At 68.0% G+C, this 19382-nt stretch carries 17 protein-coding genes; 14 read left to right on the forward strand and 3 right to left on the reverse strand.

What is annotated here, in order from left to right; all coding sequences use genetic code 11:
• Window positions 1-30: 30 nt before the first annotated feature.
• The 7 genes from OHN74_RS00940 to OHN74_RS00970 all read left to right on the forward strand — a co-directional run bounded on the left by OHN74_RS00940 (window position 31) and on the right by OHN74_RS00970 (window position 7694).
• Window positions 31-435, forward strand: coding sequence for a cupin domain-containing protein (locus tag OHN74_RS00940; protein WP_327692561.1), 405 nt, complete (start codon window positions 31-33; stop codon window positions 433-435).
• A 250-nt stretch (window positions 436-685) separates the two neighbouring features.
• Window positions 686-1441: a dienelactone hydrolase family protein gene (locus tag OHN74_RS00945; protein WP_327692562.1), complete on the forward strand. Its 756-nt coding sequence runs from the start codon at window positions 686-688 to the stop codon at window positions 1439-1441.
• 207 nt (window positions 1442-1648) lie between these two features.
• On the forward strand, window positions 1649-2863 hold the full coding sequence (locus tag OHN74_RS00950) for an FAD-dependent oxidoreductase (protein WP_327692563.1): 1215 nt from the start codon (window positions 1649-1651) through the stop codon (window positions 2861-2863).
• 1281 nt (window positions 2864-4144) lie between these two features.
• Window positions 4145-5677 carry an MFS transporter gene (locus OHN74_RS00955; RefSeq protein ID WP_327692564.1) on the forward strand — a complete coding sequence of 511 codons (1533 nt, stop codon included), beginning with the start codon at window positions 4145-4147 and terminating at the stop codon, window positions 5675-5677.
• 157 nt (window positions 5678-5834) lie between these two features.
• Window positions 5835-6215, forward strand: coding sequence for a winged helix-turn-helix transcriptional regulator (locus OHN74_RS00960; RefSeq protein WP_327692565.1), 381 nt, complete (start codon window positions 5835-5837; stop codon window positions 6213-6215).
• A gap of 216 nt (window positions 6216-6431) precedes the next feature.
• Complete coding sequence (locus OHN74_RS00965; RefSeq protein ID WP_327692566.1) at window positions 6432-7010, forward strand: DUF3060 domain-containing protein; 579 nt, start codon at window positions 6432-6434, stop codon at window positions 7008-7010.
• Between the two features lie 162 nt (window positions 7011-7172).
• Complete coding sequence (locus OHN74_RS00970) at window positions 7173-7694, forward strand: integrase core domain-containing protein (RefSeq protein ID WP_327692567.1); 522 nt, start codon at window positions 7173-7175, stop codon at window positions 7692-7694.
• Between the two features lie 291 nt (window positions 7695-7985).
• Here the strand turns inward: OHN74_RS00970 and OHN74_RS00975 are convergent, their stop codons facing one another.
• Entirely contained in the window at window positions 7986-8756 is a 771-nt protein-coding gene (locus OHN74_RS00975) for a DUF5995 family protein (RefSeq protein WP_327692568.1), read from the reverse strand.
• A gap of 270 nt (window positions 8757-9026) precedes the next feature.
• Between OHN74_RS00975 and OHN74_RS00980 the strand changes: the two genes are divergently transcribed.
• Entirely contained in the window at window positions 9027-9737 is a 711-nt protein-coding gene (locus OHN74_RS00980; RefSeq protein ID WP_327692569.1) for a phosphopantetheine-binding protein, read from the forward strand.
• Window positions 9738-10022: 285 nt separating this feature from the next.
• On the opposite strand, the gene OHN74_RS00985 is transcribed toward OHN74_RS00980, so the two are convergent.
• Window positions 10023-10205 (reverse strand): hypothetical protein, encoded by a 183-nt coding sequence (locus OHN74_RS00985; protein ID WP_327692570.1) that lies wholly within the window; start codon window positions 10203-10205, stop codon window positions 10023-10025.
• Between the two features lie 386 nt (window positions 10206-10591).
• Between OHN74_RS00985 and dmpG the strand changes: the two genes are divergently transcribed.
• The 6 genes from dmpG to OHN74_RS01020 all read left to right on the forward strand — a co-directional run bounded on the left by dmpG (window position 10592) and on the right by OHN74_RS01020 (window position 17311).
• Window positions 10592-11620, forward strand: coding sequence for a 4-hydroxy-2-oxovalerate aldolase (gene dmpG / locus OHN74_RS00990; RefSeq protein WP_327692571.1), 1029 nt, complete (start codon window positions 10592-10594; stop codon window positions 11618-11620).
• A gap of 126 nt (window positions 11621-11746) precedes the next feature.
• Entirely contained in the window at window positions 11747-12115 is a 369-nt protein-coding gene (locus OHN74_RS00995; RefSeq protein ID WP_327692572.1) for a hypothetical protein, read from the forward strand.
• A gap of 527 nt (window positions 12116-12642) precedes the next feature.
• Complete coding sequence (locus OHN74_RS01000) at window positions 12643-13875, forward strand: metallophosphoesterase (protein ID WP_327692573.1); 1233 nt, start codon at window positions 12643-12645, stop codon at window positions 13873-13875.
• Window positions 13876-14293: 418 nt separating this feature from the next.
• Window positions 14294-14542 carry a hypothetical protein gene (locus OHN74_RS01010; RefSeq protein ID WP_327692574.1) on the forward strand — a complete coding sequence of 83 codons (249 nt, stop codon included), beginning with the start codon at window positions 14294-14296 and terminating at the stop codon, window positions 14540-14542.
• Between the two features lie 410 nt (window positions 14543-14952).
• Entirely contained in the window at window positions 14953-16629 is a 1677-nt protein-coding gene (locus tag OHN74_RS01015) for a RecQ family ATP-dependent DNA helicase (RefSeq protein WP_443060530.1), read from the forward strand.
• A gap of 184 nt (window positions 16630-16813) precedes the next feature.
• A complete protein-coding gene (locus OHN74_RS01020; protein ID WP_327692576.1) occupies window positions 16814-17311 on the forward strand; it encodes a hypothetical protein in 498 nt (165 codons plus the stop codon).
• Window positions 17312-17651: 340 nt separating this feature from the next.
• On the opposite strand, the gene OHN74_RS01025 is transcribed toward OHN74_RS01020, so the two are convergent.
• Window positions 17652-18548: an aminoglycoside phosphotransferase family protein gene (locus tag OHN74_RS01025; RefSeq protein ID WP_327692577.1), complete on the reverse strand. Its 897-nt coding sequence runs from the start codon at window positions 18546-18548 to the stop codon at window positions 17652-17654.
• Between the last annotated feature and the right edge of the window lie 834 nt (window positions 18549-19382).

Consider the following 19382-nt stretch of genomic DNA (forward strand, 5'->3'; position numbering starts at 1 on the left):
GCACGACCGTGGACTGGAGAGGAACCAGGGATGACCACCATCATCAAGGCCGCGTCCGTACCCCGGCTCGACCGGGGCGGCGCCGTCCTGACGACGCCGCTCATCACCACGTCCTCGGCGGGAGGCGAGAACCTCATCACCAGCGGGATGAGCGTCTACCCCGTCGGTTCCGGAGCACCGCTGCACTCGCACAACTGCGACGAGCACGTCACGATCCTGGAGGGCGAGGCGGAGGTGGTGGTGAACGGCGAGGTGACCAAACTGGAGCGGTTCGACACCACCTACGTCCCCTCCCCCCTCCCCCACCTGTTCCGGAACATCGGCGACCGCCCGCTGCGCATCCTGTGGGTGTACTCGTCCGGGCACGTGACGCGGACGTTCACCGAGACCGGCAGGACGGTGGAACACCTTTCGGCCGAGGACCAGATGGGCTGAAAACATCCGATGACCGTCACGGCCCGCCCCATGCCAACGGCACCAACCCGGACGGACCCAATTCAGAAGTATTCGGGTGAGCAGATTCCACGCTTTCTGTCAATTCAGGCATTATGCCGACCAGGTTCCATGGACTGTGTCAATACTTGAGACCGAGGGGAATCATCACTCGCTATACGGACGCCCCACGGGCTGACGTACGAGCTAGAATCGATCGTCGATTTCTTTCAAAAGGAAGGGAGAGGTGCGTATGAGTACTGCATATGGGGTGACCGTGGACATTGCGATGCGGGACGGCACAGCCGATGCCTACCTGGCACACCCTGATGGAGCAGGACCGTTTCCCGCCGTTCTGCTCTACATGGACGCCTTCGGGCTGCGACCGCATCTGAAGAAGATGGCCGATCGTCTGGCCTCGGCCGGCTACGCGGTTCTGATGCCCAACGTCTTCTACCGCCATGGACGGGCGCCGGTGATCGACCTGCCGGAGTTCGTGGACCCGGCCGAGCGCCCGGAACTCTTCCAGCAGCTCGGGCCGATCATCCGGTCCCTGACCCCGGAGTCGACCATGGCGGACGCCGACACCTACCTGCGCTGGCTGGCCGAATGGCCGCTGGCCAGGAGCGGACCGGTCGGCATCACCGGCTACTGCATGGGTGCCGGCCTGGCGCTGCGGACGGCAGGCACCTATCCGGACCGAGTGGCCGCCGCGGCCGGCTTCCACGGCGCCAACCTCGCCTCCACCGCGCCGGACAGCCCGCACCTGCTCGCCGACCGCGTCAAGGCCGAGCTGTACTTCGGCCACGCCGACCAGGACCGGGCACTGCCACCCGAGCAGATCGACCGTCTGGACGCGGCCCTCGACGCGGCGGGCGTACACCACCACTGCGAGGTGTATACCGGCGCACACCACGGCTTCACGCAGGCGGACACCGCCGCCTACGATCCCGAAGCCGCGGAACGCCACTGGGCGGCGCTGCTGGACCTCTTCGGGCGCACGCTCTGACGCGCTGAAGAAATACCGCGGGCCGAAACCCGGCTCGCTCCCACCGGTGAAATTCCGGTGAACAATTCCATTGCACACAAAATTGCGTCCCGGTCGGTAGTCCGGGGCACAGCCTTTCACTTTCACATCCGGCTGTGTCAATATTCCTCTCCTCCAAAGAGGCCCAGTGTGCTCCCTCGTACGAATCCAATTGCACTGGGAGTACTTTTGTCTGGGACACGTTTTGTCATCGCCGGCGGCGGTCTTGCCGGGATGACCCTGGCCCACTATCTGCACCGGCACGGTCTGGACGTCGCCGTCTACGAGCGTGACACCGGCATCGCCGCCCGCGAGGCGGGATACCGCATCCACATCAACTCCACCGGCACCTCCGCCCTGCACGCGGCCCTGGAACCGCGGCTGTGGGAGCTGTTCCTCGCGACCTCCGGCATGCCGAACGACGACATGCTGCTGTTCGACGAGCAGCTCAACCTCCGCCCGGGCCGCGACAAGTCCGCCACCGAGGGCACCGGGGTACCCACCGACATCCCCGAGCACCTGGTGGTGTGCCGCTCGACACTGCGCCGGATCCTCTACCTCGGGCTGGAGAAGGTCGTCCACTTCGGGGCCAGGGTCACGGGATACCGCTCCAACCCCGACGGGACCGTCACCGTGCTCCTGGGCAACGGGGAGAGCGTCGAGGCCGACGTGCTCATCGCCGCGGACGGCATCAACTCCGACGTACGGGCCCAGAGGCTGCCCCAGGTGAAGGTCGCCGACCTGGCCGCCCGTCACATCGCCGCGAAGGTCCCCATCACCGAGGAGACCAAGGCCAAGCTTCCGGCACAGCTGTTCAACACCTTCTCGCTGGCCTACGCCTCCGACTGGACCGGACTCACACTCGGCCCGCTGGAGCGCAGCAACCCCGGCTCTCCGCTGGTCAAGGAGCAGGACCCGGACTTCCAGGACGAAGCCACGAGGAACTACGCGCTGAGCATCTTCAACTCCGTGGAGAGCCTCATGATGCCCGACGCCGAACTGTTCACCGCCACTCCCGAGCAGCTGAAGGCATACGCGCTGGAACGCGTGGCCTCCTGGCACCCGGCCCTGGTGGAGACGGTCCGGCTGTGGGACACGGCCACGGTGCAGGCGCTGACGTTGCGCAGTTGTGTGCCCGTCAGCGCCTGGGAGCCCTCGAACGTGACCGTGGTGGGCGACGCGATCCATGCCATGAGTCCGTCCTGTGGCATCGGCGCCAACACCGCGCTGCGTGACGCACACGTTCTCGGTGGGGAACTACTCGCCGCCGCGCGGGGTGACAAGGACGTCGTGGACGGCATAGGCGCCTACGAAGAGGCCATGCGGGACTACGGGTACAAGGCCCTGCGGATGTCCGCGGCGGTGGGCGAGAAGGTGATCGGCCACCTGCCGCTGCCCGAGTAGGCAGCTCCTGCGCGGCCACGCCCGGCCCGCGGGCGCCGCGCGGGGCCGACGGTCATCGGTGTCGGAGCCCTCGGTAGACGCTGGGGCCCGGCACCGATGACGGCCGGGCCGGACCGACGCCAAAGACCTCGGCCGGGCTGCCGGCGCCAGAGGGTCTGCCAACTGCCAAAAGCGTCCACGCCGACAGCAGCGCGCGAATCCCGATACGTCTGTCGGAGAGTTGTCCGTACGGGTTTAGGTTCTCCGCCACCGCTTGGCACAGGGCTCCCACGAGGGCTTCATCGCGTCCCCGGAGGCGGCGAGGTTTTTCTGCGCCCGTTGTGCGGATTTCTCTGTTTTTCGGGAATTGCTGTACTGGCAGAGTGTCGCCTCTCGCTGTCTCATATCTCTCCGCAGGCGCGGAATTTGTCGTAGCAGATGAGCCGGACGTTCATGCCGCGGCGAAGCAGCGGCAGTGGGCGCACAGGCCGTGGAGTTCGGAACAGACGCCGTCCTGGACGCATACCGGGGCGGCGCTGACGTCTGTGATCCGGGCGGCCGGATCCAGTGCTCGTGGGTCATCGTGCCGGACCGTATGTGGTGCAGGACGACACGGACTTCGGCGGTCAAGATCCGCGGGCCAACCTCGTCGCGGTCTCCTTCGAGGGTCAAGGCGGTCGCTGGGAATAGCGTGCCGGACGCCGGCTGAGCAGACGAAGCCGAGTGCCAGGGCGGTCTTAGCGACCTTGCCCGACGCGGGGCAGGCGCCGATAGCAGTCAGCTGACCAGAGCGAGTTCCGCCGATGAGGGAGGCGAGTCGATGCGGCCCGTGTGTCCGCCATGACGTCACGGGGAGGACCGGCCGACGGGCTTGCGGGGACGCAGCTGACGCCGGTTCGACTCCACCGCGACCGGCTTCAGCACCGATGGTCGCCGGTATTCGTATACAAGAAATTTGGAAAACAATTCTGCATTTCACAGCGCCCCCGTTCATGCTCGAAAAATTTCGACATATTGCCGCTCGATCACAAATCCGTCGCCCTGGTCAAGCGCGAAAATAGTCACATGCGGAAGGGTGCCCATCGTCGAAATCCAAGGTGTTATGGTCCATTCGACTCCGAGGCGGGACCGCGCTATGCATCCATCTCCACCGACAATCGGGCAACAAAGGTTGCAAACGTGACCACTGCGACGTCCAGCTCACCGTCTGCGATCTCCCGGAAATCAAATCGCTGTTCAACTTCCCTTTCTCGCTCTCACGCAATTACCGCACCTCCTGACCATCCTTGAAGGAGTTCTCCGTTGTCTGCCGACAGTACGATCACCACTCCCACTCGGGCGGGTGCCGATCAGACGGGGGCCTCCCCGGGCACCCGGCACCTCGGCGTCGCGCTCTTCGTGATCGCCGCGGCCCAGCTGATGATGGTCCTTGACGGCACCATCACCAACATCGCCCTACCCTCCATCCAGACCGACCTCGGCGTCTCCGAGGCGAACCTGGCCTGGATCGTCAACTCCTACGCGCTCGCCTTCGGTGGCCTGCTCCTACTCGGAGGCAAGGCCGGCGACCTGTTCGGACGACTGCGGATGTTCCAGGTCGGCATTCTCACCTTCACCCTCGCCTCGCTGCTGGGCGGACTCGCCGCGAACGAAGAGCTGTTGCTCGGCGCCCGTGTCCTGCAGGGCGTCGGCGCCGCGCTTGCCGCTCCCAGCGCGCTGGCTCTGATCACCACGACTTTCCCGACGGGCAGGTCACGCAACACGGCCATGGGTGTGTACGCGGCCATGGGCGGCATCGGCGCCACGGTCGGAATGCTGCTGGGCGGTACGTTGACCGACGCTCTCGACTGGCGCTGGGTGTTCTTCGTCAACATCCCCATCGGCCTGGCCGTCCTCACCGGAACAAAGAGCCTGGTCGAGGCCGAGCGTCACCCAGGCCGCCCGGACATCCCCGGCGCGATCACCGGCACAGGTGGCCTGCTCGCGCTCGTCTACGCCATCACCCGAGGCGGCGAACACGGTTGGACGAACGGCCTGACACTGGTCTCCTTCATGACGGCCGCCGTGCTGCTGTCCGTGTTCCTGGTCCTCCAGTCCCGCGTATCGGATCCGATGATGCCGTTGCGCATGTTCAAGGACCGCAACCGCAGCGGCAGTTACACCACGATGCTGCTGATGGGCGCGGGCATGTTCGCCACGTTCTACTTCCTGACGCTGTACATGCAACTGGTCCTGGGCTACAGCGCCGTCAAGACCGGCTTCGCCTATCTGCCCTTCAGTATCGGTATATCGGCTGCCGCCGGCATCAGTTCCAAGCTGGTCACCCACTTCGCACCGCGGCTGATCGCCGCACTGGGCCTGACGATAGCCGCGGCGGGCATGTTCTCGTTCGCGACCTTGGAGACCGACTCCTCGTACGCGGCTCATCTGGTGCCCGCGATGTTTGTCACCGCCATAGGGCTGGGGGCGGCCTTCGTCCCGCTGACGGTGACCACGGTCAGCGGCGTGGACCACCGGGACACGGGTGTCGCCTCGGCACTCCTGAACACCGCCCAGCAGATCGGCGGAGCGCTCGGTCTCGCCGTCCTGTCGACGATCTCCACGTCGGCAGCCGACGACAAGCTGCCCGAGGCGGCTTCCAGCCTCTACCGGGGCCTCGCAGTCAAGGACTTCGGCCTGGTGTCGAAGGCGAGCGCTGCGCTGACGCACGGCTACACCATGGCCTTCGTCGGCGCGGGCGCCATGTTTCTGGTCGGCGCGATGGTCACAGCCCTGGCTGTGAACGCCGGCAAGCAGCAGCACACGGAGGGCGCGGCGCCCGTCCACATGGGTTGACAGACCACGAAGAAGGCCCGGCCCACCCCTGCGTGGCGACGGCATTCCCAGCTGTGCGGCCCAGTGGGTCCAACCGAACCTCAAGTCGGCCAGAACGATGTGTGGCGCGAGACATCGCATCGTGATGCCTCGCGCCCGCAGAGAGAAGACACGCACGATGAACACCCCACGCTGTGCTCCGAAGGAGCACCGGTCCGACGCCCCGTGGCTGCCCGCGTCCCTTCTGGCCGCTGACCGAGCCTTCACCCTGCTGGGCAAATGCTGCAACGGTCTGATCATCGCGGCCTTGGCCAAAGGTCCGGCCGACTTCGCTCAGATTCACGACCATGTTCCCGGCATCGGCGACCGCATGCTCGCCGAACGCCTCAGGGAATTGGCCGCGGTTGACCTCGTTACTCGTACTGTCCCGCCCGGCCCCTCCTCGCGAACCCTTTACGCGCTGTCACCGCATGGCAACGCCTTCCTCATTCCCCTCGCCGCCGTGATGGTGTGGGCGGAGGACCATTTCCCCGCGACCGGCTCACCAGCGACGGAATGACCGGCCGTACCGGATCGTCGAGTTCCGTTCCCGCGCAGGTACAGGTACCGGCGGTCCGGGAGCGGCAGCGGTGTGAGACACACAGCTGCCCGGTGTCCTCGTTCCGGTGTGTCGCACGCGCCATTGACCTGGCTCTCCGCTCTCTCCATGGATGCATACAGGACACCGGTCGGCTGAAAACTCGCCGCCCAAAGGAATCAAGAGGAAACATCTGTCATGCGTAAGGCGCCCCTGCTTTCCCTCACCCTCATTGCTCTGACACTCTCGATGACGGTCGGCTGCACCGACAACGAGCCGGAGCCGGCTCTGGCCGCGAACACCGCGTCGGCAATACAGAGCCCCGGCCTGACACGTGCCGTTGGCGGCACTGGCTCGCCCGCTGCCGGTTCGACGAGCGTCCCGGACTCCGCAGCAGAAATTCCCACCGGCAGTGACCCGTCACTCACCATCGACAGCAACTACAGCGCGCGGACCACCGACTGCGCAGGGCGCGACGTCGTCATCGAAGGCCAGGCGAACACCATCGGGCTCACCGGAACGTGTGGAACGGTCGCCATCGGCGGCCGGTTCAACACCGTCACGGTGGAGACAGCCAACACCATCAAGATCACGGGCAACTCCAGCACGGTGATCGCGGAGACGGTCGGCGCCATTCGGCTGGACGACGCCGCCTTCATCACCGTGAACTGGGTCAACGGGGCCGGTGGCAACGAACCCGCCATCTCCGGAAACAGCAAGGCCTCCACCGTGAACAAGATCAGCGGCCAGGAGTACGAAAACCGGATGAGGCCCTGAACGGGCCTACGCCTGGGCCACCGCGTCGGCGCCTCCACCATCCGACGCATCCCGCGCAGCGCCGGCCCCGGCCCCGCACCCTGACGAAAGCGCGGCGCCCCGACCTGGCGCGAGTTCGTACGCGCCCAGGCCTCCGGCCTGCTCGCCGCCGACTTCTTCCACGTGGACACCGCCGCGCTGAACAGGCTGTACGCCTTCGTGGTCATGGAGGTCGGCACCCGCACCGTGCACATCCTCGGCGTCACCGCCCACCCGACCGCAGCCTGGGCCACCCAGCTCTCGAGGAACCTCCTCGCCAACCTCGCAGACCGCTCCGCCCGCTTGCGCTACCTGCTACGCGACCACGACAGCCGCTACACCCAGGCGTCCGACGCCGTCTTCACCGCCGACGGCATCGAGACCCTGAAGAGCGCGCCACAGACACCGCGGATGAACGCCCACGTGGAGAGGTTCATCCGCAGCGTGCGGGCCGAGTGCACCGACCGGATGCTGATCTACAACGAGCAACACGCACGGCGTGTCCTCGCCGAATACGCCAAGCACTACAACTCCGGAAGGCCGCACCGGGCCCTGCACCTTCGCGCACCAGCCGACGATCCGGACGTCATCCCCTTCCCAGCCCAGCACATCCAGCGCCACGACGTCCTCAGCGGACTCATCCACGAGTACCGCGACACAGCCTGACAAAGATCACGACAGTCTGGCGAACGCCCAGCTCAACGCATGTGCGGGACTTTGGGCACCCAACAGGGAACGCATCGATCCGGTCATCAGCCAATCCCTGAGTGCACGCGACATCACCGCCACCGTCTACGACTACGCCTGAGCCCGGCTCTCCGCCTGGCCGCCGAGCCGCAGATTCACTGTCAACCTACGGGTGCACCTCGACCGCAGGCCACCGGCACCGGGCCACGACCCGGATGCGCACACCGTGCCCTGTCTTGCCGTCCGGTGGCGCGGGACTCCAGCTGACCATCAGGTGGAGGAGCGCTCCATCGCCCTGTCCAGATGCGTGATGACGGTCGGCACGTCACCGCTCTCGGTCCGCCGGATCAGTTCCAGGGCCGGTCGGACGATACCGGTCGGCCGTGCGATCAGCCTGGCGAGCACAGCGGCCCGGATGTCGAGGCGCTCGATGGTGGCCTCGCGCTCCCGCTCGCTCTGGCCGGCGAGCAGGACGGCGTTGTACCAGGCCTCCTCACGGGACTGGCGGATGCTGAAGTCGAGGATCTGCTCGTCGGTCCGGCCGCCGACCTTGTCCAGCAGCGACAATAGGGGCGACAAGGCGTCGACCGAGCCCTGCACGGCCAGCACCACCCGCGCGAGGATGTCGTTGATCAGCAGGAAGTCGCGGCGCAGCGCATGGATGTCCGCGCCCGGGCCGGTCCGCGCGGCCGCGACGGCCAGGTCAAGATTGATGTGCGCGTTCACGCCGAGCAGCAGGTGCTGGACGATGACGGTGTCGGCGTCGTCCAGCAGCCCAAACGTCTCCCGCCAGCAGCGCGGCCCGCTCCGATCGCGACGCCAGGCGTCGTACGCCTCGAAGTAGCGGTTGCCGAAGTGGGTGTCGAAGCGATCCATGCGGGGACCGTCGTCGAACAGGTCTTCATGGATGCTCTTGCGGACCTCGACGGTCACCTGTCGGTACAGCGCGGCGAAGTACCCGATCCGGTCTCCCGTACGGACGGCCTCGCGCACGATCCCGGCAAGGCCGTCGACGACATCGTCGATGTTCTCCGCCACCATGTCCGGCTCCCCCCTCGTGACTCCCTCACCCCTAGGACTGTAGGCCAAATGCCTTGCTTGAAAGAGGAGTTGACGTTTCCCTGATGCGGCTTGGTGACTGAAAGGTGGATCGAGGCACCGGTGGGACTGTTCCCGCAGCGGGCAGAGGTCGTCGCCGTCGAGGGCTGGCTCAAAGGCGTCGCACCGCGATAGCGGGATGCCGGTCCTGCCGTCGCACGAGCTCAGCCGGATGAGCTGTCTGAGGCCGAACGGCGGCGGGTCCTGCTGGAGTTGATCACCGATCACGCGGGTGCCATCCTCAGCCACCCCGACCCCGGGGCCCTCTCCGCCGACACTGGCTTCAGGTCCCTGGGCTTCGACTCCGTGACGTCCGTGGAGATGAGCAACAGGCTGGGCGCGGCGACCGGGCTGAGCCTGTCGGCGACCGCGGTCTTCGACCACCCCACCCCCGCCGCCGTCGCGGACCATCTCGGCGAACGGCTGGCCGAGATCAGTGCCCCCGTCGCGCCTGTGGCGTCGTGGGCCGGCCGCCGGGAACGGCCGGAGGGCGCGCTGCTGCGCCAGGCGGTCACCCAGGGGCGGGTCGCGGAGGGAGTGGGCGTACTGGCGGCGGCGCGGCTGCGGCCGGTGTTCTCCCATCCCCCGCTGCCCGAGCACACGCCCGCCGCGACCTGGCTGCGCCGGGCCGGACGACCCGTGCTGATCTGCGTGGACTCCTTCATCCCCGCCGCCGCCAACCTCACCTACCAGCGGCTGGCCGTCGCCCTGGAGAGCCGGTACGACGTGGCGGCCGTCCAACTGCCCGGCTACCGGGACGGCGAGTCGCTGCCCGACAGCGCCGACTCCGTGGCCGAGGCCGTGGCCACCGCCGTCGACGCGTCGAAACGCTCACGGCTTTCGACAGCAGCACTGGCACTGCGAAGTCGCTGCCGGGGTGCTCGGCGGCTGCGGTCTCAGAGTGTCCCTGGACATCCTGCGTGAGCTGCTCGACGGCACCACCGGCGGGTAGAGCGCCTGCCCGCGCCCGATCGACACGCCGCCCTCCACCTGACGAAATCGGGTGCAGGGCACCGGCGGTGGGCCGAGGCACTGCCGCCACACACAGGCGGCCTTGGGGTTGTAAAGGCCGCTCCAGGTGTTCGGGCCCACGACCCCGTCCTCCTGGAGACCGTTGCAGCGCTGCACCCACGTGATGCCGTCGTACGGGTTGGTGCCGTGGTCACCGTCCCTGGACATGCAGGTGGGGGAATCCGCTGTAGTAGTCGATCAGGCACTGGACTGCTTCGTCGCGGGTCCGTCCCGATTGACGTACACGGTCGGACGCGACGAGTCCGAGATGTAGTTGCAGAAGTCCTCCGCGGACGCGGTGGGGCCAAAGGCGACCATGCCCCCGAGGGCCAGGGTGCCGACGGCCGCAGCGATGGTCAGCCTTCGGATCAGCGCGAGCATGCGGATACCTCCGGATTCGGACGGTCCCACCATGGGCCGAGCACAGGCCCCCGAAGCCGACCGACTACGGGCGTCGCACCGAAACCCTCACCCTGCCAGCCTTCAGGAAAGAGCAAGGCCACGTGACAACACGCTCAGCTCACCCCTGCCGACCAGCTCCAGGACGCACTCCTCCCACTCACATGACTCCCACAATGACGCCCCGCCTCCTATGACACAGACAGGCGGAGCCGGCCGCTGTGCGGGTCGCCGGGTCGATCGCACAGCGCAGCACGGCCCCCGTGGAGGCGACCCGATGACGACCGAGGCAACACCCGAAGCGGCGACCGGAACGGTGACCGCAGCGACGAACAGCGCGACATCGGCCGCCGGGCCCTCCGACCCGCGTGGACCGGAAGCTGTACGTCCAGGACGTCACCCTGCGGGACGGCATGCACGCCCTCCGACACCGCATTGACCCCGCCGACGTGGGCCGTACCGTGGCCGCGCTCGACGCGGCAGGGGTCGACGCCATCGAGGTCGCCCACGGCGACGGCCTCGCGGGCGGCTCGGTGAACTACGGCCCGGGCAGCCACACCGACTGGGAGTGGATCGAGGCAGCGGCCGACAGCATCCGCTCCGCGGTCCTCACCACGCTCCTCCTGCCCGGCATCGGCACCATCACCGAACTGGAACGCGCCCACGCGCTCGGCGTCCGCTCGGTACGCGTGGCGACCCATTGCACCGAGGCCGACATCTCCGAGCAGCACACCGCCAAGGCCCGCGAACTGGGGATGGACGTCGCGGGCTTCCTGATGATGAGCCACATGGCCCCGCCCGACGAACTCGCCGCCCAGGCAAGGCTGATGGAGTCCTACGGCGCGCACTGCGTGTACGTCACCGACTCCGGCTGCCGCCTCACCATGGACGGAATGCGCGAGCGCGTCCGCGCCTACCGCGACGTGCTCGACCCGGCCACCGAGATCGGCGTGCACACGCACGAGAACCTGTCCCTGTCGGTCGCCAACAGCGTCGTCGCCGTGGAGGAGGGCGTTACCCGGGTGGACGCCTCCCTCGCCGGCCAGGGCGCGGGGGCGGGAAACTGCCCGATCGAGGCGTTCGCCGCCGTGGCGACCCTGCACGGCTGGCAGCACGGCTGCGACCTGTTCGCCCTCCAGGACGCCGCCGACGACCTGGTCCGGCCGCTGCGGGACCGCCCCGTACAGGTCGACCGGGAGACGCTGACCCTCGGCTACGCGGGCGTGTACTCGTCCTTCCTCCGGCACACCGAGATCGCCGCCGCACGCTACGGCGTGGACGCCCGGACCCTGCTCCTGGAAGGGGGCTGCCGTGGTCTGGTGGGCGGCCAGGAGGACATGATCGTGGACATCGCGCTCGACCTGGCAACGTCCGGGCACACGACCTCCCGACGCTGACTGCCCGCCTCGAAGCGGCGGCTGTCAGGAGGCCGGCGGCCCTCAGGACCGTGAAAATCACAACTCGGGCAAACGCGTCGGCTCGTCCAGTCCTGCCCGCGGTCACTGCGGGCTTGGACCGGTGCCATGCCACAGCCGCAGGACGTCGAGATCACCCCACGGCTCGGCACGGCCCTTCGTGCCTCCGCGGACGTCACGCTCAGCATCACTGTCTCCGCCGACGCCCCGCCCGATCGCGTCCGGCCCGCGCTGCGCCAGGTCCGGGAGGCCCTGTGGCAGGTGGGCAGCACCACCCCGCTGCCCACCGGCGACCTCCCCACACCGTCGTACGTCTCCCTGCCGGCCGGCAGGGGACACGGCCCCTGGACCATCACCGTGGACTTCGACTTCGCACCGCGAGAGGAACGCACACGCGTGCCGGATCTCATCGCCGGCATCCTGCGGGAGTTCCAGGTCACGCCCGCGCACCTGGACGTCTTCGTGGACGACTCGTAGTGTCGTGCGCCGGAAGTTGCGGGCTCAAGTCAGTCTCAGGGTCCGGTGGTGGTCGGCCGGTGGCCGGTGGGTTGATTCTGGTGAAGTAGTCGGCGAGGAAGTTGAGGATCTCGTCGGCGGTCTTGGTCCAGAGGCCGACAGGACCGCCTTGTCGATCGCGGCCAGGAACCTCTAGTAATCGTGGGTGCGCCGCTCGCGCATGCCCGGCAGCATCGGCAGTACGGGCGTCAAGGGCCCCTGGCCGACGAGGCCTCCCGATAGAGCGGCTCCGTCACGCTGGTGGGTTTCACAGAACATACGGACGCCTGGCAGAGCCTGAAAATCTCCCCTGCCGTGAGGGCTCACGAGAGAGCGGTGCGGTTCCGGCGGCCAGGAGCAGAGTCACCAACCGCGTGAGCCAGGTGCGAACTCGGATGCCACCTCGCCACATGGGGCTGCCCGCCATGAGCACCCCGTCCGTCCGACCGGCCCGGGACGGACGGATACAGTGCGCGCGACGGTAGCCTGGTTGATTTAGGAGGGGAAGCGTGACCGCCACCAGCGAAGCTCGCTCCGACGACAGCGCATCGCACAAAACCCAGCGGACCCGACTGCACCGCCTGATGCGCTACCTCCCCCTGATCGCCCCCGTCCTGCTGTGGGCCGTGCCCTGCTGGGTGCTGCTGTACGCCGGCCAGCACTGGCCGCTGCCCGTGACGCTGGGCGGCACCACCCTGTTCGCCCTCGGCCTGATCGGCATGCCGCTCGCGATGGTGCGCGGCCACGGCCGACGGCAACAGGACTGGGCGGCGATCATCGGGGACACCCTGCTCGGCACCAGCTGGGTCCTGTTCACCTGGTCCGTCCTGCTCGGCGTCCTGCTGCGCCTGACCCTGACCGTGACGGGCGTCGGCGACGGCCAGGACCGGGCCCGGATCGTCACCTGGGCGGTCCTCGGCACAGCCGCCGCACTACTTGCTTGGGGGTACGCCGAGGCCCGCCGAGTCCCACGGGTGCGCCGGATCGACGTACAACTCCCGCGCCTGGGAGCCGGATTGGACGGCACGCGCGTCGTCCTCATCACCGACACCCACTACGGCCCCCTCGACCGCGCCCGCTGGTCGGCGCGGGTGTGCGAGACGGTCAACACCCTGGAAGCCGACCTGGTCTGCCACACCGGCGACATCGCCGACGGCACGGCCGAACGCCGCCGCGCCCAGGCCGCCCCACTCGGCACCGTGCAGGCCAGCCGGGCCAGGGTCTACGTCACCGGCAACCACGAGTACTACAGCCAGGCCCAGGGCTGGGTCGACCTGATGGACGAGCTGGGCTGGGAGCCGCTGCGCAACCGCCATCTGCTGCTCGAACGCGGCGGCGACGCCCTCGTGGTCGCCGGCGTGGACGACGTCACCGCCGAAGCCTCCGGCCTCGCCGGCCACCGCGCCCACCTCGCCGGAGCCCTCAACGGCACCGACCCCGACCTGCCCGTCCTGCTCCTGGCCCACCAGCCCAAGTTCGTCGACCGGGCAGCAGCAGCCGGCATCGACCTCCAGCTCTCCGGCCACACCCACGGCGGCCAGATCTGGCCCTTCCACCACCTCGTCCGCCTCGACCAGCCCGCCGTCTCCGGCCTCAGCCACCACGGCACCCGAACCCTCCTCTACACCAGCCGCGGCACCGGTTTCTGGGGCCCACCCTTCCGCGTCTTCGCCCCGAGCGAGATCACCCTGCTCGTACTCCGCTCCCCGCAGCAGTCCCCTTCTCGACGGCATCCGCGATGACACGGAACGCGAAGTCTTCCTGCACGACTGGATCGCAGGCCGCAGACCTGGCGACATCCCGCCCGAGATCACGGCCATCATCGACCGGCACGCACGTCCTACCGTCGTCGTGGACTCCTTCTTCCGCCGTCTGTGTACCGAAAGCAAGCAGACGCCGTACCCGGCGGCGGAGATAGAGCGGCAGTTGGGCGCTGGCGTCACAACCCCGAGTTGATCAATGCCCTCGCCTCGGCCTGTCAGCGGCAGCCAGGGGGCGGTGTCTCCGGTTCTGGGACTGATCAGGGTGACGCCGCTGTGGGCCTGAAGGGCGACTCGCAGGGCCTCGTTCGCCAGGGTCAGGCGCCGGATGTGGTCTTCGTAGATGTACAGGTGGCGGGTGAGGCATCCACTACCTCCGACACCGAGGACGCCAACTCCCGTGCCCCACGCGGGCAGTACGCGCTCGCGCTGTACGATCTCGCCGACTACCCCCGGGAAGAACACCTGGACCAGGGCCGGCACCTGGCTGCGCAACTCCGCCGGCGGGACCACCGGAAACACCGTGTCCTACTACATCGGCATCAGCCACCGCATCTGTCTCTCGCGCGACAGCGACGGCTACGACCACTTCACCGACGGCACCGACAGCGGCCGCATCGCGGGCTACGCCTACCGGACCTGCAGCTAGAACCGGTGCGGCACAGTGTGTGAGGGATACCTGGCACCCTCGCCCACCGCCGGGCCCGGCCCGCCGGTCCTGCGCCGCAACTCCTTGATCTCGCCCCTCTCGTACGAGCCCCACGTCTCGTACCAGCCCCGTGCCAGGGCGAGAAGCCGTTCCCGGGCGGTCTCCGCAAGCCGCAGCCGAAGCGCCTTGCGCCGCGCAGATGGAAAGGGACGTGCGGGCCGTGCCCGGCAACACTGTCGAGGCAAAAGCCCATGAAGGCAGACGTGACGCTCGCGGGCCTGCCGTGGGTGTGCCGTCGCAGTCCGCGCCTGGCGATCGGACTGCTTCGGGCCGGGGCGGGCACTAGAACCACCACCGCCCGTCCGGTTGTGCCCCGGTCGCGCGCAAACGCTACGGGAGTCCCTTTGCCGATCAGCCTGTTCGTCGCCCGACGTCTCCGCAGAGCCGCACGGGTGGCCTTCGGATGGGACGAGTTGCGTCCCGGTCAGCTCACCGCGATGAAAGCGGTCATGCGCCGCAGGGACGCCATGGTGGTGATGCCGACCGGCTCGGGCAAGTCGGCGGTGTACCAGGTGCCGGGCATGCTGCTGCCCGGTCCGACGCTCGTCGTGTCACCGTTGATCGCTCTCCAGCGGGACCAGATCGCCGGACTGCTGCGCAGCAGCGGCCAGAGAGCCGTCGCCGTCAACTCGTCGATGTCCAGGGCGCAGAACGAGCAGGCATGGGAGAGCGTGAGCGACCGAACGGCCCGGTTTCTCTTCCTCTCCCCGGAACAGCTCGCCAAGCAGGACGTGCTGGAGCGGCTGGCCGCGCTGAGACCGTCCCTCTTCGTCGTGGACGAGGCGCAGTGCGTGTCCTCCTGGGGCCACGACTTCCGGCCGGACTACCTCAGGCTCCGTCAGGCCGCCGAGAGCATCGGGCGCCCTCCCATCCTCGCCCTCACCGCCAGCGCAGCCGCACCGGTCCGAGCCGACATCGTCGAGCAGCTCGGCATGCGCAAGGCCCACGAGGTGGTGGCCGGGTTCGACCGGCCCAACATCCGCCTGGAGATCACCCACTTCCTGGACAACGCGGCCAAGCGACGCGCGGTGGTGGAGCGGGCTGCGGCCGAGCCCAAGCCGGGCATCGTCTACGTCGCCACCCGTAAGGACGCCGATGCGTACGCCGCCGAGCTCAGCGAACTCGGCCTGAGCGCCGCCGCCTACCACGCGGGCAGCCGGTCGGCCGACCGCAGCGCGGTCCACGACCGCTTCCTCAGCGGCGAGTTGGACGTGGTGGTGGCCACCTCGGCATTCGGTATGGGCATCGACAAGCCCGACGTACGGTTCGTGCTGCACGCCTCGGTGCCCGGGTCCCTCGACGCCTACTACCAGGAGATAGGCCGGGCGGGCAGGGACGGCGAGCCGTCCCGGGCCATCCTGCACTATCGCGTCGAGGACCTGGGCCTGCAGAAGTTCTTCTCCACCGGCCGCCCGGACGCGGATACCATCGCCGACGTCTCCCGCCTCGTACGGGACCGTGCGACCCCGCTGACACCGACGGATCTCCAGGAGGAGACCGGCCTGTCCGCCGGCCGCCTGACCGCCGTCCTCAACCTCCTGGAGAGCGCCGGAGCCCTCACCACGGAACGCGGAAAGGTGGCACCGGTACCCGGGGCCGATGCGGAGGAAACCGCCACGCGGGCCGTGGAGTTGGGCACCGCGCACGAGAGCATGGAACGATCCCGGGTCGACATGATGCGCGGCCTGGCCGAGACCACCGGCTGCCGACGGCGTTTCCTGCTCGGCTACTTCGGCGAGCGCCTCAACTCCCCCTGCGACAATTGCGACCGATGCGAACAGATGCCCACCGGCGTCGAAGCCCCAGCCGGCGCCGTCCCTGGCCTGTCCCGCCCCCGAACCACCTCACCCACACGCCACGACCACCCCTTTCCGCCCGGCACCGCGGTCCACCACCCGCAGTGGGGTGACGGCGAGGTCCTCAGCGAGGAGGAGAACAGGATCACCGTCCTGTTCGCCTCGGTCGGCTACCGAACCCTGTCACTGCCGGTGGTCCTGGAGAAGAAACTGCTCACAACCGCTTCCTAGACGAAGGCCCGGGCGGCCCGGCGCAGCACCGCGTACAACCCCGTGCTCACCGCGAACCCGACCAGGAAGGTCACATCCCCGAACGACGGCCACTGCTCCGGCACCCACCCCACGTACTTCTCCTGGTTCGCAGGCGGCCTCGCCTGCCGTACTGCCCTTCCCGGGCAGCAGGAATGATGCCTGCATGGCGACCAACCTTGAGCTCTTCGCGGACTACTCCCAGATCCACGTTCTGGACGACGACTCAGAGGCAACCGAGACCGGCATCGGTGACGTGTGGACCGAACAGGCCGTCCTGGACGGGCTCGGCGTCGCCGAACACGCCCTGGCTATCGGCACAGCGGTCAACGTAACCGTCGACGTCACCTTCGACCTCTTCACGGGCCAGCCGGACGATGACAGCGCCGAGTTCGACCACGTCGTCGAGGCAAGTCTCAACCTGGCCTCGGGACGACTCGTTGTGTTGGGCTGCACCGACTACGTCCCCGACGCGGCACGCTTCGACATGCCCGCCGGATGGATCCGCATCCGGACGTCCCGGCGGAATCTCGAAGCCGCGGCCTTCCCCGACCTCGAGTGCGAGGACGAGCCCGAAGACATAGAGGAGATCCGGATACAAGCATGGCCGGCACCGCAATCTGAGCCCAACATCATCAAGCGCTGGGCCCCGCCGGACGCATAGATCGCGAGTTGCTCTTCGTGGTCGCTCTGTCGTCGCGCACCGAGCACTCCTCAAGCACCCAAGCCCTGCCCGGGACATCGTCATCGTGAACGTCGCCGAGCCACTGGCTCCTGCTCACGCTGAGAATCGGCCGACAAGAGGCCGGCTCGGCGAGGTCGAAGGTCTTCAGGTCAGCCTGGTCGGCGCAGAGTAGAACCTCTGCCCGCTGGATCGGGGCCACGGGCAGCGTACGGCCGTGGACCTGGGTATCCCCCACCACACGTGGGTGGGGGATGAACCCATGAAGGTGGGCTGCCGCATGGCTCAACCAGGATCGAGAACAACTTCGAATGAGCGTGCGTCAAACGCCCTTCAGAACACGGTCCAGTGCCGCCCGGCCTACGGGTCCCCAGTTCGGCTTGCCGCCGGGAAGGCCCCGATCTCCGTTCTGCCCCATGAGCATCAGAAAGAGGCTCTTCATGGCGGCCAGCCCTCGGGCGCGCCGAATCGCCGCCTCGTCTGCACGCGCGTACGTGTCGAAGAACCGTGAGGCCGTGCCTGCGGGCAGCAACACCCATGCGGCGGCGAGGTCCAATGCCGGATCACCGGCGAACATGTCACCGAAGTCGACGATGCCCGAGAGCGTTCCGTCCGAGACCACGACGTTCGCGGGATGGAGGTCACCATGGACCCAGAGCGGTGGCCCCTCCCACTCGGGCGCTGCGACGGCGTCTTCCCAGACGGCCCGGACATCGTCGGCGAGGTCGTCGAGAGCAACGGCGTGGAAGAAGTGGTCGAAGCCGCCCGTGCAGTTCCTGGGATGGGCACCGCGGTCCTTGGCGATCGGCGCCTCGGCGGGCGCCTCCACATGGAGCGCCCGGAGGAAGTCCGCCAGCGTGTCGGCCGCATGCACACCGCGGCTGATCGAGCCGTGGTCCAGCGGCTCGCCGGGAACCCACGTCATGACGGTCCAGTGCTTGGGGAAGCGATCGGACGGCTCGCCGAACCGCACCGGGACCGGCACCGGGAGCGGCAGGCGCGGGGCCAGCACGGGCAGCCAGCGCCGCTCCTTCAGCTGGAGCTCGGGGGTGGGGTCCATACGCTGCATGCGCACGGCCAACTCGTCCCCAAGACGCCACATTTGGTTGCCCCAGCCGCCCGCCACCTCGCGGATGGCCAGCCCTGCAAGGTCTGGATGCTGCTCCTGCAGCAGGTTGCGTACCAGGTCTGCGGTGATCTCGATCTCGGTGTCGGTCATGCGAAGTCACAGTACCGAGGCGACAGGCGGAGCGGCTCTCACTCTCCGGAACGTCTCACTGCGTGGCTCCGTTCGCGAGAACGGACAGCCGATGTTCGCGGTTGGGAGGCAGCCGGCCCGGCGAACGCGTCGAAACGTTCACGGCTTTCGACAGCAGCACTGGCACTGCGAAGTCGCTGCCTGGGGGCGGCTGCGGTCTCAGAGTGTCCCTGGACATGCAGGTGGGGGAATCCGCTGTAGTAGTCGATCAGGCACTGGACCTGCTTCGTCGCGGGTCCGTCCCGATTGACGTACACGGTCGGACGCGACGAGTCCGAGATGTAGTTGCAGAAGTCCTCCGCGGACGCGGTGGGGCCAAAGGCGACCATGCCCCCGAGGGCCAGGGTGCCGACGGCCGCAGCGATGGTCAGCCTTCGGATCAGCGCGAGCATGCGAATACCTCCGGATTCGGACGGCCCCACCATGGGCCGAGCACGGGCCCCCGAAGCCGACCGACTACGGGCGTCGCACCAAAACCCTCGCCCTGCCAGCCTTCAGGAAAGAGCAAGGCCACGTGACAACACGCTCAGCTCACCCCTGCCGACCAGCTCCGGGACGCACTCCTCCCACTCACATGACTCCCACAATGACGCCCCGCCTCCCATGACACAGACAGGCGGAGCCGGGCAAGCAGTAACAGCAAAGCCCTTCCGGGCGAGCAGTCACACAGAATTCCCACAGCATTCCTGTGGCTCATCTCACGTTTCCCGATGGAGCGCATGAGATTCACTCGCACCGAAATCCGAAAAGTCTCCACGATGCTCCAACAACCCGGACATATCGATAGTCTCTAGG

This window comes from Streptomyces sp. NBC_00459, assembly GCF_036013955.1.
Lineage (GTDB): Bacteria > Actinomycetota > Actinomycetes > Streptomycetales > Streptomycetaceae > Streptomyces.

Coding starts and splice junctions, on each gene's coding strand:
- OHN74_RS00940 (WP_327692561.1), top strand. CDS start 31: ATGACCACCATCATCAAGGCCGCGTCCGTACCCCGGCTCGACCGGGGC.
- OHN74_RS00945 (WP_327692562.1), top strand. CDS start 686: ATGAGTACTGCATATGGGGTGACCGTGGACATTGCGATGCGGGACGGC.
- OHN74_RS00960 (WP_327692565.1), top strand. CDS start 5,835: ATGAACACCCCACGCTGTGCTCCGAAGGAGCACCGGTCCGACGCCCCG.
- OHN74_RS00965 (WP_327692566.1), top strand. CDS start 6,432: ATGCGTAAGGCGCCCCTGCTTTCCCTCACCCTCATTGCTCTGACACTC.
- OHN74_RS00975 (WP_327692568.1), bottom strand. CDS start 8,756: ATGGTGGCGGAGAACATCGACGATGTCGTCGACGGCCTTGCCGGGATC.
- OHN74_RS00985 (WP_327692570.1), bottom strand. CDS start 10,205: ATGCTCGCGCTGATCCGAAGGCTGACCATCGCTGCGGCCGTCGGCACC.
- OHN74_RS00995 (WP_327692572.1), top strand. CDS start 11,747: ATGCCACAGCCGCAGGACGTCGAGATCACCCCACGGCTCGGCACGGCC.
- OHN74_RS01020 (WP_327692576.1), top strand. CDS start 16,814: ATGGCGACCAACCTTGAGCTCTTCGCGGACTACTCCCAGATCCACGTT.
- OHN74_RS01025 (WP_327692577.1), bottom strand. CDS start 18,548: ATGACCGACACCGAGATCGAGATCACCGCAGACCTGGTACGCAACCTG.